This is a genomic window from Streptomyces albicerus (assembly GCF_008905045.1).
Taxonomy (GTDB): Bacteria; Actinomycetota; Actinomycetes; order Streptomycetales; family Streptomycetaceae; genus Streptomyces; species Streptomyces albicerus.
In genome coordinates this window covers 83,351-98,544 of the sequence record NZ_VWMY01000001.1, presented here as the reverse complement: position 1 = coordinate 98,544, position 15,194 = coordinate 83,351, and the positions used below count along the sequence as shown (strand labels likewise).

General features: G+C 71.4%; 13 protein-coding genes. 4 read left to right on the top strand and 9 right to left on the bottom strand.

Going from position 1 to position 15,194, the window contains the following annotated elements; all coding sequences use genetic code 11:
- Window positions 1-481 precede the first annotated feature (481 nt).
- A complete protein-coding gene (locus tag GAS53_RS00485) occupies window positions 482-1,690 on the bottom strand; it encodes an ROK family transcriptional regulator (protein WP_151475348.1) in 1,209 nt (402 codons plus the stop codon).
- Window positions 1,691-1,757: 67 nt separating this feature from the next.
- A complete protein-coding gene (gene xylB / locus GAS53_RS00480; protein ID WP_151475347.1) occupies window positions 1,758-3,203 on the bottom strand; it encodes a xylulokinase in 1,446 nt (481 codons plus the stop codon).
- A gap of 189 nt (window positions 3,204-3,392) precedes the next feature.
- Here xylB and xylA point away from each other — a divergent pair, with 189 nt between their 5' ends.
- Together xylA and GAS53_RS54900 are read left to right on the top strand one after the other, a co-directional pair.
- Window positions 3,393-4,559, top strand: coding sequence for a xylose isomerase (gene xylA, locus GAS53_RS00475; RefSeq protein ID WP_151475346.1), 1,167 nt, complete (start codon window positions 3,393-3,395; stop codon window positions 4,557-4,559).
- Between the two features lie 414 nt (window positions 4,560-4,973).
- Window positions 4,974-5,555 (top strand): hypothetical protein, encoded by a 582-nt coding sequence (locus tag GAS53_RS54900; protein WP_192582882.1) that lies wholly within the window; start codon window positions 4,974-4,976, stop codon window positions 5,553-5,555.
- A gap of 45 nt (window positions 5,556-5,600) precedes the next feature.
- Here the strand turns inward: GAS53_RS54900 and GAS53_RS00465 are convergent, their stop codons facing one another.
- The 3 genes from GAS53_RS00465 to GAS53_RS00455 all read right to left on the bottom strand — a co-directional run bounded on the left by GAS53_RS00465 (window position 5,601) and on the right by GAS53_RS00455 (window position 11,205).
- The gene (locus GAS53_RS00465) at window positions 5,601-6,941 is read right to left on the bottom strand and encodes an esterase-like activity of phytase family protein (RefSeq protein WP_151475345.1); all 1,341 of its coding nucleotides are present in this window, start codon (window positions 6,939-6,941) and stop codon (window positions 5,601-5,603) included.
- Between the two features lie 143 nt (window positions 6,942-7,084).
- On the bottom strand, window positions 7,085-8,353 hold the full coding sequence (locus GAS53_RS00460; RefSeq protein WP_151475344.1) for an SWIM zinc finger family protein: 1,269 nt from the start codon (window positions 8,351-8,353) through the stop codon (window positions 7,085-7,087).
- Window positions 8,350-11,205, bottom strand: a complete 2,856-nt coding sequence (locus GAS53_RS00455; protein WP_151475343.1) for a DEAD/DEAH box helicase — start codon at window positions 11,203-11,205, stop codon at window positions 8,350-8,352. The genes GAS53_RS00460 and GAS53_RS00455 overlap by 4 nt, the downstream gene beginning before the upstream one ends.
- Window positions 11,206-11,452: 247 nt before the next feature.
- On the opposite strand from GAS53_RS00455, the gene GAS53_RS00450 reads away from it, so the two are divergent.
- Both GAS53_RS00450 and GAS53_RS00445 read left to right on the top strand, forming a co-directional pair.
- Window positions 11,453-12,496: a fatty acid desaturase family protein gene (locus GAS53_RS00450; RefSeq protein ID WP_151475342.1), complete on the top strand. Its 1,044-nt coding sequence runs from the start codon at window positions 11,453-11,455 to the stop codon at window positions 12,494-12,496.
- Window positions 12,497-12,601: 105 nt separating this feature from the next.
- Window positions 12,602-12,784 (top strand): hypothetical protein, encoded by a 183-nt coding sequence (locus tag GAS53_RS00445; RefSeq protein WP_151475341.1) that lies wholly within the window; start codon window positions 12,602-12,604, stop codon window positions 12,782-12,784.
- 16 nt (window positions 12,785-12,800) lie between these two features.
- Here the strand turns inward: GAS53_RS00445 and GAS53_RS00440 are convergent, their stop codons facing one another.
- From GAS53_RS00440 to GAS53_RS00425, 4 genes are all read right to left on the bottom strand, one after another.
- Complete coding sequence (locus GAS53_RS00440) at window positions 12,801-13,022, bottom strand: hypothetical protein (protein WP_151475340.1); 222 nt, start codon at window positions 13,020-13,022, stop codon at window positions 12,801-12,803.
- A 57-nt stretch (window positions 13,023-13,079) separates the two neighbouring features.
- Complete coding sequence (locus GAS53_RS00435; RefSeq protein WP_151475339.1) at window positions 13,080-13,946, bottom strand: hypothetical protein; 867 nt, start codon at window positions 13,944-13,946, stop codon at window positions 13,080-13,082.
- Between the two features lie 213 nt (window positions 13,947-14,159).
- Window positions 14,160-14,477 carry a hypothetical protein gene (locus GAS53_RS00430; RefSeq protein WP_151475338.1) on the bottom strand — a complete coding sequence of 106 codons (318 nt, stop codon included), beginning with the start codon at window positions 14,475-14,477 and terminating at the stop codon, window positions 14,160-14,162.
- A gap of 105 nt (window positions 14,478-14,582) precedes the next feature.
- Window positions 14,583-15,116 (bottom strand): PadR family transcriptional regulator, encoded by a 534-nt coding sequence (locus tag GAS53_RS00425; RefSeq protein WP_151475337.1) that lies wholly within the window; start codon window positions 15,114-15,116, stop codon window positions 14,583-14,585.
- Between the last annotated feature and the right edge of the window lie 78 nt (window positions 15,117-15,194).

Sequence of the window (15,194 nt, the reverse complement as noted above, 5' to 3'; positions counted from 1 at the left end):
AAGGCTGGGGAGGGACTCTCGTCGAAGTGGACACGGGCAGTCTCGGCCATCGGCCCGGCTCGGCGTCGCAACAGCACCACGAGCACTACCACGAGCACCACCACTCCGGCCATCATCCAGGCACCGACGGCCGGACGGTGGCGGGCACTGTCGCTGTCGCTGTCGCCGTGATGTTCTGGAACAGGACCTGGCGCAGTCCGACGGTCTTGCGCCGCAGCCTCGGAACTGCTGTTTCCCCCGACATGTGAACCCCCGATTCCCCGTGCTCGGAAACGCCTCCGCCTGTCCGACGGCGGCGCCTCGCGTGAATCACGGTACGGCGATCGCCGGTTGAGGATGAAGAGCGCGCTCAGGTCCGTGGACAACGCCGTGACTGTGGACAACTCCGTCACCCACAAGGGAGATTGAGACGCCGGGGTGCAACGCGGGGAACCTGGTGACGAAGCTGCCTGTCAGGCAAGGGTGAGGCCGGGACCGAGGCCTACGCCCCGCCGCCCACCGCCGCCGGATCGTCCAGCACTGCCCGCACGACCGAGTGCGCCGCGCCCAGCAGCGGGCCCTCGGGGCCGAGCCGGGAGACGGACACCGCGCAGGCGGGACCCGCTGTCCTGCGTGCCAACTCCCGCTCCAACGACGGCAGCAGCCAGGGCGCGAGCCCGGACAGTGCCCCGCCCAGCACGACGATCTCCGGGTCCAGCAGATTGACGGCGCCGGTCAGCGCGATGCCCAGAGCGGTCCCGGCGTCACGCAGCGCCCGCCGCACGTTCTTGTCGCCCTGCTCGGCGCGCTCCGCGAGCAACCCGACGCGGTCCTCGCCCAGTTCCAGACCGGCCGCGCGCAGCACGGCCTCCTCGCCGGCGTACTGCTCCAGGCAGCCGCGTCCACCGCACGCGCACGCAGGTCCTTCGGGACGTACCGGCACATGACCCAACTCGCCCGCGAAGCCGCGCGTCCCCCGCAGCAGCTGCCCGTCCACGACCACCGCCCCGCCGATGCCGATCTCGGCTGAGACGTGCAGGAAGTCGCGGGGAGCCTGCTCGTTGAGCCAGAGTTCGGCGAGCCCGCCGAAATTCGCCTCGTTGTCGACGGTCAGCGGGAGTTCGCCCGGCAGCAGCGCGCCGAGGTCCGTGTCGTGCCAGTCGAGGTTGGGGGCGCGCACCACGGTCCGGGCGTCGCGCGCCACCAGGCCGGGTACGGCGACGGCGAGACCCGCGGGCCACAGGCCCTCCCGGTCCGCCTCGGCGACGACCTGCCGTATCAGCCCGGTCAGTTCCCGCAGCACCGGCTCGGGCGACCGCCCGCGGTTGGTGCCGTGCCGCACCGCCCGCGCTCGCACCTCGCCGCGCAGATCGACCGCGCACACGGCGAGATGGTCGACGCCCACCTCCGCACCGATCCCCGCCGGCCCGCGCCCGCTGAGGGCGAGCGCAGAACCGGGCCGCCCCACCCGTCCCGGCCGCTCGGGGCCCAGCTCTTCGAGGAGCCCCGAGCGGATCAGCTCGTCCACGAGGGTCGACACGGCCGCCCGGGTCAGCCCGATGCGTGAGGCGACGGCGGCACGGGACAGCGGCCCCTCCGCGTTCACGGTGTGCAGCACCCGCGACAGGTTGCGGCGCCGCATGCCTTGCTGGGTGTCGGGCAGCCGACGGCCGGGACTGCCTGGATGGGCCTCGTGCAGCGGTGCGGTCATGCCTCCGTCAGTCCTCGTCCGGCCGGTCCCCTCAGGGCTGTCCTGATCAGTGCGTATGCCGGTCTCGTCACTGTGTGTCCGGCGCCCGCTCCAGCAGCGGGGCCGCGTCGGAGAGTACCCCGGCGATCCGCGCGAGCGCCGCCTCGTCCCGCTCCACGGCCTCCAGCACCGGCCCGCTTGCCGTGTCCCAGCGCCGGGCCACCGCCGCCGGATCCTCGCCGGTCAGCACACCCGCGGCCTGCGCGGCGGCGCCGAGCGCCACGAGTTCCTTGGCCTCGGGCACCTGAACGGGACGCCCCGACAGTCGTCGTACGGTCTGCTGCCAGGCCGTTCCTCGCGCGCCGCCGCCGATGAGCAGGAGGGGTGCCGAACGGTCCGCGTCCTCGTCGAGCACCAGGTCGAGGGCGCCGAGCAGGGAGTGGACCGCGCCGTCGTAGGCGGCCTGGAGCAGTTGTCCGCGTGTCGTGTCGTGGCGCAGCCCGTGCAGCAGGCCCGAGGCGTGCGGCAGGTCCGGGGTGCGCTCGCCGTCCAGGTAGGGCAGCAGCGTCACGCTCGTGCCCTGCTCGACGGCTTCGCGGTCGATGCCCAGCAGGGTGGCGACGCGGTCCACGGCGAGCGTGCAGTTGAGGGTGCAGGCCAGCGGCAGCCAGTCGCCGCGCGCGTCGGCGAAGCCCGCCACGGTGCCGGTCGGGTCGGCGGGGCGGCGTGTGGAGACCGCGTACACCGTGCCGGAGGTGCCGAGGCTGAGCACCGGCGTCCCCGGGAGCAGCCCGAGTCCGAGCGCGGCGGCGGCGTTGTCACCGGTGCCGGGGGCGACCAGCGTGCCCTTGGAGAAGGGCAGGTCACCGCCGTCGCGCACAGTGCCGACGACCTCGCCGGGCCGGACCACCCGGGGCAGCAGGGCCGGGTCGAGCCCCACATGGCCGAGGACCTCCTCGTCGTACGCCTCCGTCCCGGACGCCCACCAGCCCGTACCGGAGACATCGCCGCGGTCGGTCGTGCCCAGCCCCGTGAGGCGCTCGGTGAGGTAGTCGTGGGGCAGCCGTACCGCGGCGGTCGCGCGGACGGACTCCGGCTCGTGCTCGGCGAGCCACGCCCACTTGGTGACCGTGAAGGACGGCCCCGGCACACTGCCGGTGCGCTCGGCCCACGCCTTCGGGCCGCCCAGCTCCTCCACGAGACGGCGGGCCTGCGGCGCCGACCGCACGTCGTTCCACAGCAGGGCGGGGCGTACCGGATCGCCCTGGGCGTCGAGCGTGACGAGCCCGTGCTGCTGGCCGCCCACGGACACCGCCGCGGCCTCGCGCGCCGCGTCCCCGCACTGGTGTAGCGCCTCGCGCAGTGCGTCCCACCACTGCCGCGGATCGCTCTCGCGACCCGCTCCGGAGGAGACGGTGTGCGGCGCCTGGCCGCTGGCCACCACTTCGCCGGTGGTCGCGTCCACGACCAGGGCCTTGGTGGACTGGGTGGACGTGTCCACGCCGACGACGAGCGGACCCTCGGCTGCTGACATCGGGCTCTCCCTCTTCCGCGGCTCCGCGGGATCTGACCTGGTGTTTTCGGGGTGTATCCGGGCCGGCACGGCCCAAATGCCACCGCGTGCCTCTGCTCGGAGACATCTTGTCTCTTCCCAGAGATGCCTTCGCATACTAATTTGTTAAGTGCCATGACGAAATAGTCGGAGCAAGCAAGGAGCCGCGGCATGAACTACCAGCCCACCCCCGAGGACAGGTTCACCTTCGGCCTGTGGACCGTCGGCTGGCAGGGGAGGGACCCGTTCGGCGACGCCACCCGGGCCGCCCTGGACCCGGTCGAGTCGGTGCAGCGCCTGGCGGAACTCGGCGCCTACGGAGTGACCTTCCACGACGACGACCTGATCCCCTTCGGGTCCTCGGACACTGAGCGCGAGTCGCACATCAAGCGCTTCCGGCAGGCTCTCGACACGACCGGTATGACCGTGCCGATGGCCACCACGAACCTGTTCACGCACCCCGTGTTCAAGGACGGGGCCTTCACGGCCAACGACCGGGACGTCCGCCGCTACGCGCTGCGCAAGACGATCCGCAACATCGATCTGGCGGTGGAGCTGGGCGCGCAGATCTACGTTGCCTGGGGCGGCCGTGAGGGCGCCGAGTCCGGCGCCGCCAAGGACGTACGCGTCGCACTGGACCGCATGAAGGAGGCCTTCGACCTTCTAGGCGAGTACGTGATCTCCCAGGGTTACGACCTGCGCTTCGCGATCGAGCCGAAGCCGAACGAGCCCCGAGGCGACATCCTCCTGCCGACGGTCGGTCACGCCCTGGCGTTCATCGAGCGCCTGGAGCGGCCCGAGATGTACGGCGTCAACCCCGAAGTGGGCCACGAGCAGATGGCCGGGCTGAACTTCCCGCACGGCATCGCCCAGGCGCTGTGGGCGGGCAAGCTCTTCCACATCGACCTCAACGGCCAGAACGGCATCAAGTACGACCAGGACCTGCGCTTCGGAGCGGGCGACCTGCGGGCCGCCTTCTGGCTGGTCGACCTCCTGGAGTCGGCCGGTTACGCGGGCCCGAAGCACTTCGACTTCAAGCCGCCGCGGACCGAGGACTACGACGGCGTGTGGGCGTCCGCCGCGGGCTGCATGCGCAACTACCTGATCCTGCGTGAGCGCGCCGCCGCCTTCCGGGCCGACCCCGAGGTCCAGGAGGCCCTGCGGGCCTCGCGTCTGGACGAACTGGCGCAGCCCACCGCCGCGGACGGCCTCCAGGCGCTGCTCGTGGACCGCGCGGCCTTCGAGGACTTCGACGCCGAAGCGGCCGCCGCGCGCGGGATGGCGTTCGAGCGTCTGGACCAGCTGGCCATGGACCACCTGCTGGCCGCCCGAGGCTGATTCCGCCGCGGGCTGGAGGCTCCTGCGCGGAATCCTCCGGAATCATGCGATCCATGCCATGAGTCCGTATCAAGTTCCGCGCAGGGGTCGCTTCATGACCGGTTCGAGGCGACTCTTGACGGTATGGCCACGCCGCCCTTACCGCCCCAGCCTCCTCGGCCGCCGGACGACACGCAGTCTTCGGGCGGCGGCGGATTCGGCCCGCCGCCCGGAGGCTTCGGACCCCCTCCTGAGGGCTACGGACCTCCGCCTGGGGGCTACGAACCTCCTTCCGGGGGTTACGGCCCGCCTCCGGGCGGCAACGGTCCGCCGTGGCAGGGCGGCGGAGGAGGTTGGCAGTCGCCGCCACCGCCGCCTCCCGGACCACCGGGCGGACCCGGAAGGCGGCGCAGCACGCTCTTCCTCGTACTCGCCGTGATCGTGGCGGTCGGCGCCGTCGCCGCGGTCGTCCTGGTGGCCACCAGTGGCGACGGCTCGTCCGGCAAGAAGCCACCCGCCGAGAGCAGCGCGACCACGGGGCGTCTGCCGTCGCCCTCGCTGAGCATCCCGTCGGAGCTGCCCAGCGAACTGCCCTCGTTGCCCACCGAGGTGCCGTCGAACCTGCCGAGCGACCTGGAGTCGCTGCTTCCGTCGCCCGCCGGCGATGAAGTGCCGTACTACATGCTGCAAACGGGTGACTGCTTCAACATCGACGACAGCCGGCCGGGCCAGGCCACGAAGCGCTCGTGCGGCGCGGCGCATGACGCCGAGGTCGTGAAGGTGGCCGAACTGGAAGGCACGTACACGACCGATGCCGCCCTCAAGAAGGCGGCATCGGACCTCTGCGCGAAACCCCTGGACACCAAGGCGGCCAAGCAGCCCGCCGGCACGGTGCGCGGCACCCTGGTGCAGTACCCGGATCCCACGGGATTCGAGCTCGGCATAGACAACGTGGCCTGCAGTCTGGCCGCGGACGTCGGCGAGGGGAACCGCAAGCTCACCAAGCCGCTGAAGTGAGCCACGCGCGCGTGGCGTGTGAAAACGCCACGCGGAGCCGGTCGTTCAGATCCCGCGGGGCAGCCTTACGTACGTCACGATGGTCTCGACACCGCTGTCCACCAGGCGTCCCTGGGCGTCGAAAGCCTCCGGACCGTCCGTCATCCCGAAGTCGTTGTCGTTGATGAGCGCGAGCGTGTCGTGGTCCACGCGCGCGACGCCCTCGATCTTCCCCGGCACTCCCTTCACCTTGCCGAGGTCGACGACAAGCCGCTTGCGCAGCACCGGAACACCGGAGGCCGCGGGGTCCTCGAGTTGCTCCAGGGACGGGGACGTCGTGTCGTCGTCCCACGTGTCGCCGAGGATGTCCGCTTCGCGGCTCAGCTTCACGAGCTGCAAGCGGGCGGCCTTGTCGGTGCGTTCCTCGACGAGCAGCCGGTCGCGGCCGACGGCCACCACGGAGGAGATCTTCAGCTCGGACGGGTCGTCCTCGCTCGGGTCGACCACGTTCACCGGGTCGAACCGGTACGCGTACTCGGCGGTGACGGCCCGCTTCTTCGGCGAGAAGCGCAGCAGACGTGTCGTCAGCGACGCCTCACCCGCATCCGTGTCCGGCAGGGACAGCGGGCTCTGCACGGCCATCACCAGGTCCCCGCCCGGGAGTTGGGCGAGCCCTTCGAAGCCGCGGTTGACCTTCCGGTGCAGCAGGACGGCGGGCAGCGCCTCGACCACCGGGTAGTCCGCGCCGGTCAGGTTCAGCCCCTTGGGCACGTACCGGGTGAGTACCTTCCCGCGCGCGGAGACGTGGATCAGCGAGGGCCCGTACTCGTCCACGAGCCAGAAGCCGCCGTCCTCGGCCCGCACGACGCCCTCGGTGTCCAGACCGTTCGGGTTGTACGCGAGAGGTGTCGTCGCGTCGTAGGAGTACGGCGCCTCGTCGCGGCCCTTCTGGTTGGACAGGCCGGTGACGGCTTTCCCGGAGGAGGTGGTGATCGGGATAGCGTCCAGCACCTTCACGGAGTCACCGGACACCCGGATCTTCACGATCGCCGGGTCGAAGCCGGGCACGGGAAACGTGCGGCGCTTCGTGCCGTCCACCTTGATCTGGCCGTTGGGACCGCGGTCGGTGACCGTCCAGAACTCGCCCCTGCGGCCCGCTGGGTAGATGTCACTGCCGATGCCGCCCAGATCCACACCCCGGTCGTCCGCCACCGTGCCGGGCAACAACGCGTTGCTGAACCCGCCCAGCGGGATGTCGCCCAGCGTCGCTGAGCCCGTGACCCGCGCGTCCCCAGAGGGCGCGCCGACCGCGGTGCCCGCCACCGCGAGAGCGGCCAGCACGGCGAGCGGCACGCCCGCGGCGAGGGAACGGTGGACGCGGCGCCGGCCTGCGGCGTACGGGGACATGAGGCCTCCTGGGGCACAAGTTCGGTGACAGCGGCCAGATTTCGCCCCCGCCTCGAACGCCGCACGGCCGGTGGATGAACGCCGGGCGTCCACCACTCATCCGATGAGCGGTGCCTGCGCCGCGCGTGCCCTCCTGCTCGGTGTCATTCCCGCCCTTCCGCCAGGGCGAGCGCCGTCGCCGGGTCCTGGGACGCCGGACCCGCGGGAGCCCAGCGTCCCCGCTCCTTGCGATACGGCCACCAGCGGCCGTCCGTCCCCAGACGCAGCTGTGTCCGCCCGCCGACGACGGTCCAGCGATTGCGGGACGCACGCAGGGGAGGCCGCTCGTCCTCCTCCCAGGCCGACTCCAGAGCGGCCCGCGCGCGTGCAAGCGTTTCCGCCTCCATCGGCCCGTCGGCCTCCAGGACGTCGAGCGCGGGGACGCCCCCGTACTCCCAGGCACGCACGGCCAGCGCCAGCCCCTCACGGTCCCGGCCCGCCCCCTCCGCGAGCCGGACGGCCACTGACGCCTCGGGAGCACCCGAGGCCAGCCGCACGGCATCCTGCGGGAGCGTCAATTCGGCTTCTGTGGAGCGCTGTTCATGCCCCGCCCGCAGCGCTTCGACGAGCAGCCGGTGCGCCTCACGGGCGGCCTGCGTCGCCAGGAACTCCAGCGCGGCCGGGTCGACGCCGGGCGCGGGTTCGGTCTCCGTGTCCAGGGAGGGCGGCAGTCCCGGCTCTGCGGGCACGGGAGGCGCGGCGGGCAGCGGCGGCAGGATCTCCCCGGCCGCGTACGCCTCGGCGGCTTCCACGCCCGTGTCCGCCGACCGCTGAACGGGAGCCGCCTCGGCCGGCGGGACGCTGCGCACCTGCAGCTCGTCCAAGAGCTCGCGCTCACCGCGACCGCGCATGAGGAGCAGCACGAAGGGGTCCTGATCCAGCAGTCGTGCCACCTGGTAGCACAGCGCCGCGGTGTGACCGCAGTGATCCCACGCGTCGCAGTCGCACTCCGGCTCCAGATCGCCCAGGCCCGGCAGGAGTTCGACACCGGCGGCCGCCGCGTCCTCGACCAGGTGCGGCGGCATCTCGCGGTCGAGCAGCGCCGCGATGTGCCCGGCCCGTTCGACGGCCATGCCGAGGAAGCGGTCCCACTGGTCCTCGGACAGTTCCTGGAGCAGGACATCGGCGCGGTGCGAGGTGTGGTCGCGGTCCTGGACCACCGCGGTGATGCGCCCCGGGCGGACCGTAACGGCACCCACGGCTCCCGCGCGGGCGAGCCTGCGGCCCGTCTTCACCTGTTCCGAGTCCAGCGCGGCGTCCTCCAGCGCCTTCAACCAGGCCTGCCCCCACCAGGTCTGTGCGAAGCCCCGCCCGCTCGCGGGCGGCAGGGCGGCGAAGGTGCGCTCCGGGATGTTGTCGTACGGGTCGCTCATCGGGCGCCTCCTCGCAGTTCCACCAGGTCGGCCAGTTCGGCGTCGGACAGCTCGGTGAGAGCCGACTCCCCGGAACCGAGCACCGCGTCTGCCAGCTCCCGCTTGCGCAGCAGCATGTCCGCGATGCGGTCCTCGATCGTCCCCTCGGCGATCAACCGGTGCACCTGCACCGGCCGGGTCTGGCCGATGCGGTACGCCCGGTCGGTGGCCTGCGCCTCGACGGCCGGGTTCCACCAGCGGTCGTAGTGCACGACATGTTCGGCCTGTGTCAGGTTCAGGCCCGTGCCCGCGGCCTTCAACGACAACAAGAAGACAGGCACTTCGCCCTCCTGGAAGCGCTCCACCATGGCCTCGCGCTCCGGGACGGACGTACCCCCGTGCAGGAACTGCGAGTTCACGCCGCGCGCGCTCAGGTGCCGCTCGATGAGCCGCGCCATCCGTACGTACTGCGTGAAGACCAGAACGCATGCCCCCTCGGAGAGGATGGTGTCGAGCAACTCGTCCAGCAGCTCCAGCTTTCCGGAACGTCCCGCGATCTCGGGCCTGTCCTCCTTGAGGAACTGCGCCGGGTGGTTGCAGATCTGCTTCAGCCCGGTGAGCAGCTTCACGATCAGTCCGCGCCGCGCCATGCTGTCGGCGCCCGAGATCTCCGCGAGGGTCTCGCGGACCACCGCCTCGTAGAGACCTGTCTGCTCCTTGGTGAGCGACACCGCGCGGTCGGTCTCGGTCTTCGGCGGCAGCTCGGGCGCGATGCCCGGGTCGGATTTGCGGCGGCGCAGAAGGAACGGCCGCACGAGCTGGGCGAGCCGGTCCGCCGCCGCTGGATCCTGCCCGCTCTCGACGGCCTGGGCGTACTGGGTGCGGAACGTGCCGAGCCGGCCCAGCAGACCCGGTGTCGTCCAGTCGAGAATCGCCCACAGCTCGGAGAGGTTGTTCTCCACCGGAGTTCCGGTGAGGGCCACGCGCGCGCGTGCGCCGATCGTCCGCAGCTGCCGGGCCGTGTCCGAGTACGGGTTCTTCACGTGCTGTGCCTCGTCCGCGACGACCATGCCCCACGAGGCCTCCGCCAGCCGTGGAGCGTCGAGCCGCATCGTGCCGTAGGTCGTGAGCACGAACTCGCCGTCGGCCAGCCCTTCCAGGCTCCGCCGCGCGCCGTGGAAGCGGCGGACGGGAGTGCCCGGGGCGAACCGCTCGATCTCGCGCTGCCAGTTGCCCATCAGGGAGGTCGGACAGACGACGAGCGTGGGCCCCGCGGCGGACTCGTCGGTCTGCCGGTGCAGATGCAGCGCGATCAGTGTGATCGTCTTGCCCAGGCCCATGTCGTCCGCGAGGCATCCGCCCAGCCCCAACGACGTCATTCGGGCCAGCCAGTTGAGCCCGCGCAGCTGGTAGTCGCGAAGGGTCGCGGCGAGCGTGGCGGGCTGCCCGACCGGCTCCTGCGCCTCCGGGTCCGACAGACGGTCCCGCAGCGTCGCCAGCCACCCGGTGGGCCGCACGTCGACCCGGCGGCCGTCGACCTCCGTGGAACCCGTCAGAACGGCGCTCAGCGCGTCGACCGGCGTCACCTTGCGATCCTGCTGGGCACGGGCGCGGCGCACCTCCTGCGGGTCGACGAGCACCCACTGGTCACGCAGCCGCACCATGGGGCGGTTCGCTTCGGCGAGCCGGTCCAGCTCCTGCCGCGTCAGCTGCTGGTCACCCAGTGCGAACCACCAGGTGAAGGCCAGCAGCGCGTCGGCGGACAGGAACGACGGTGTGTCCGACGACAGCCTGCCGGCACCCTGCTCGTCGTCCGGCGGCCCGATGACCGCGCGGGCCGTCAGCTTGTGCGCCAGTTCCTTGGGCCAGTGCACCTCCACGCCTGCGGCCATCAGCGATCGCGCGCCCTCGCCCAGGAGCTCGGTGACCTCCTCGTCGGCGAGTTCGATCGAGTCCGGCACGGTCGCCGACAGCAGCGGAGTGAGCGGGGCCCAGGCCCGCGCGGCGCGACGCAAGGCGAGCAGGGCGTCCATCCGCGCGCGCGGAGCGAAGGCCGGTCTCGACCCGCCCCACACCTCGGCGGCGTCCGCCAGCAGGGCCGGGTCGCTGACGCTGTGCAGTTGCAGCACCGCACGGAACGGCAGCCGGGCCTCGTCCGACACGGCCGACGCGAGGCCCGGCACCTCGATCCGCAGCGAGATCCGTACGCCCGCGTCATGGCCCGCGGCGACATCAGCGGCCCACGCACGCTGCTCGGGAACGTGCTGCGGCTCCGGAGCGGCGAAGGCGGGGCCGCCCGTCGCGAGCGCCGCGGCGGGGGAGCGGGGCAGCGTGTCGGCCACCGCGTCGAGGAAGGCACGCAGCAGCCGCTCGGGATCGGGCAGCCGGAGCGGCTCGGCCTCGTCGACCGGTACCGCGTGCGCGTGCGGCGGCATCGCCGCGGCCAGTTCGCGGATCCGCCCCAGGTCCTCCGCCCCCAGGGGACCGGCACGCCACGCGTCGTGGTCACCGGCGCTCAGCCCGGGCAGCAGCAGCCCCCGCGCGGCGAGTTGGAGCGCGAGCACGGCCGCCGCACCCCAAAAGGCGGTCGCCCGGTGCGCCTGCGCGACGGCACGCGCACGCGTGAGGACCGGCAGAGCCGCCCGCACGGGAAGCACGACGGCCGCCACGCTCACCAGCTCGACGCCGTCCGCGCCGGGCAGGGCGACCGTCAGCTCCTCGGCAGAGCCGGAGCCGACGGCAGGAGGGCCTTCAGCGTCGGGCAGCCAGAAGGCGACGCTGCCTGTACGAGCCGGGTCGGCAGGCACGAACACGGCGCAGCATCGAGCCAGTTCGGAGATCTCGTCGGGAGTTGCCGCAGGAATCCTCTGCACAGAGATGACGCGTTCCTCAAATTTGACTACCGGGGGTCAGGGCCGCCGAGGGTACAGCATTCCGGCTCCCGACGGCCATGACAGAGCCGTGATGCGGGTCACCTTGCCCTGGGGGTGTTGCCAGGTCCACCCGGCAGCCGAGGTTGTCCCCCGCCTGAACACGGGTGGTGGCGTCATGGTCGCCCAAGGTCACTGATCCGTACGTTTCTTGAGGTCAGCCTGTTCCTCCAGAGACCGGAGTCCCGCCATGCCCCAGACTGCCGCAGCCGTCGCGGATCCCCCAGCCGGGGTCTCGGCCGGAAGCGAGTTCACACCACTCCTGCGCACCGTCAAGGGTCAGGGTCTCCTCGACCGCCGACAGGGCTGGTACGCGCTCACCATCGCCGTAAACACTTTGGCCCTGGCCGGCGTCGTGACGGGCGTCGCCCTGATCGGTCACTCCTGGTGGGTGCTGCTCCTGGCCCCGCTGCTCGCCGTGCTGTCCGCCCGCACGGCCTTCATAGGCCACGACGCGGGGCACTCCCAGATCACCGGCAACCGGCGGGTGAGCCGCGTGATCGGACTCATCCACGGCAATCTGCTGCTCGGGATGAGCTACGGGTGGTGGAACGACAAGCACAACCGCCACCACGCCAACCCCAATCACATCGACAAGGATCCCGACGTCAAAGCCGACGTCCTCGTCTTCACCGGCGAGCAAGCCGTGGACCGTACCGGCTTCCGGCGCTGGCTCACCCGCAACCAGGCCTGGCTCTTCTTCCCGCTCACCCTCCTGGAAGGCATCGCGCTGAAGATCCACGGCTTCCAGGACCTGCGTCGGCAGCCTCCCCGTGAACGCGCGGTCGAGGCCTTCCTGCTGGTGGCGCACGTCGCCGCGTACGTGACTCTGCTGCTCACTTCCATATCTCTCGGCACGGCCCTTGCCTTCGCCGCGCTCCACCAGGCTCTCTTCGGCCTGCACCTGGGGATGGCCTTCGCGCCGAACCACAAGGGCATGGAGATGCCCGACCCCGACGGCGAAGGATGGGGCCATCTGCGTCGCCAGGTGCTCACCTCGCGCAACATCCGCGGCAGTGCCCTGACCGACTGGTTCCTCGGCGGCCTCAACTACCAGATCGAGCACCACCTGTTCCCGAGCATGCCCCGCCCCCATCTGAAGCTGGTCCGGCCCCTGGTGCGCGCCCACTGCCGAGAGTTGGGTATCCCTTACGCGGAGACGGGACTCGTGGACTCCTATCGTCAGGCCCTGCGGCACATGTACGAGGTTGGTGAGCCGCTCAGGGTCGAGTAGGGGTCGCGCCTCAGGGTCGTATCAGGGTCGCGGCCTGGAACCGCCGGGAGCACGGGCCCGTTCTCATGACAGAGAGCGGCTGTGGCCGCGAAGGAGGCTACGCACATGTCGAAGAACGCGAAGATCGCCGCAGGAGGTGTGGCGGCCGGAATCATCCTGCTCATCTGGCTGCCCTGGTGGGCCGCCCTGCTGATCGTCCTGGGAGTTCCGGCGGCAGCGTATCTGACGCTGGACCCCTCACAGCGGCGCAGGCTGCGCCGCGTCACGCGCAAGGAGATCGGCCGCTAAGGCGGCACCAATCCGGTCAGTTCCCTTCCAGGGCACAGGAGTTGACCACGTTGCCGCTCGCGGGCCTGCCGAGAGCACGGCCCGCGGGCGGCTGTGTGCCCCGTTCCACCCACGCGATGAGAGCGTCGAACGCCGACCGGTGGCACGGCGGGACCGGCCACAGCCACTCCGGATACGCGTCGTACGGGCGACCGACGGGGGTGCCGTCCGCGACCGCGTAGTACCGCTGCAGCCGCATCCGGCCGCGGCGTCGACCTCTCGAGCCCGATCCGATCCGCGGGCCGTCCCACCGGGCTCAGCTCGGGCGTACGGCCATATTGTCCAGCGCGTCCAGCAGGCCGGGCAGTTCGGGCCCGCGGCCGACCGGAAGGATCTCCCCGGGTTTCTCGTCGAGCAGCACGAAGGCGATGTCGTCGGTCCTGGCCACCATCGACCAGCCCGGTCCGTCGGCCCGCAGCATCCGCGCGTCACCCGGCGCGAAGGACGACCGCACCCGGCCGAGGGGCGGCGGCGTGTCCACATACGAGCGGGCCTCCGCGAGCACGCGCTGGACGCCGCTGAGTGGCTCGCTCCCGCCCTCAGCGCCCTCCCCGCTCTTGTCGGACTCGTCGTTCCGTGCGGCGTCCTCGGCGGACTCCGTGGCGTCCGGACCGGCGAACTCCTCGTCGTCGATCTGCTCACGCCATGCCGCCCACTGGAGAGCGATCTCGTCGGCGCCGAGGCGTCGCTGAGCCGGACCCCAGCCGGATGTGTCGGGCGGGGCCAGCGGTGCCTGTTCCGTGATCTCGGGCGCGGGATCGTGCGGGGCGGGCACCCCGGGCGCCGCGACGGCCAGGGCGAGCGGCCACCCGGGCAGCGCCGCGACCATCGTGCGCTCGTCCGGCGACAGGTCGTACTCCATACCGCAGTCCCAGGATGCGATCGCGACGGCGACCAGCGAGACGTCGTCTATGACCACCGTCCACCGTGCCCCGTCCTCGTCCTGGCCGAGCACCAGGCCGTACCCGTCGGCGAGCGGCGCGAGACCGAGCGCCGCGCACGCCTCCGGGTAGTCGTCGCCCAGCACGCTGGGGAACTGCGCGGGTGTCAAGAGCACCGCCGTCAGCACATAGAGTGCGTCGTCGTCCCCGGCGGTGACGGCCTCATCGTCCGTCCCGGCCATCCCAGCCTCCCCATCGCTACGTCCGTCGGCGCACACTAATGTGCTTCCGCCGCGGTTGTCACGGGTTCCGAACACGTACGGAGCTGCGGTTATCCCCCTGGACAGGGGCGAAACGACCAAGTGTCACTGCCCGGTTCCGCTTCTGCCGTCGCTCGGGTCCGTGATCTCGCACGATGCGGCCTTCTGCCGCGCACGATGCAGCCGTCGCCGGTGTCAGGCGACAGGCAGGCCGAGGAGTGTCCGCGCCACCGCTGTGGGCGACTCGTCGCGCTCCCGGGCGAGCGCGATCACGGCGCGGCACGCCAACTCGTTGACCCCGAACGACAGTGCCTCCGGCGACACCCAGGTCGCGGCCTCGTCGATCCCGTCCTGGTCGTCCTCGGCGCACGCCGACACATAGGCCGCGGCGGCCTCGAACAGGTTGTGCGTGCGCTTTTCCGGATGGCGCTTGGCCGGAGGGAGCTGCCCCCGGGACTCCGCCGGTCGCGGGCGTGAAAAGAACTTCCAGAGTCTGGCCAATATGCCGGACATGCGGGCCACCTTCCCCCTGTGCGGTCCATCGCTGATCGCTCACCTGCTGCTACTCAACGTAGAGTTGAAGCTTCGGCATCAGAAGAGGGACGGTGCCGTGAAGCGTCACCGCCCGTCCACGTCGAGTGAGTCGATCATGGACCGCAGCCATGCTAGTTCGGCCCGGCTCGTGGCGCGCGCGATGGTGAGAATCCCGCGCCGGAAGGGGTCGTCCAACTCCTCGGCCCGCAGCGGTCGATCGCCGTCGTAGAAGAAGCTCGCGGGTTCCTCGAGGAAGGCGAGCCGCCGCCGCAGAACGGCGGCCTGGGCCGTGGCGTCGTCGAGGTGCCGGAGGAAGGCGAGGGCCGTGAACCAGCGGTTCTCGTCGGTGATGTCGCGCCGCGAGGGTTCCGCGAGCCTGCGGCGCAGCTCGCGTCTGCCGTCCTCGGTGAGCGTCAGAACGTGACGCGGGGCGGCCACGGCGCCGGGTTTCGTCGCTCGGGCCAGCAGGCCGGCCTTCTCCAGTCTCTTGATCGCCGGATACAGGGTGCTCTCGGCGACGGGTCGCACGTGCCCCGTCAGCGCCGTGATGCGCTTGCGCAGCTCATAGCCGTGCAACGGGGCGTCGTACAGGAAACCGAGGATGGCGAGCTCCAGCATGCCCGCATTCTGTCGCAATCTCGCTGTACATCGCATCAGTAATACATCGGCACCGATGTATCCTCCTGTGGAGGACGT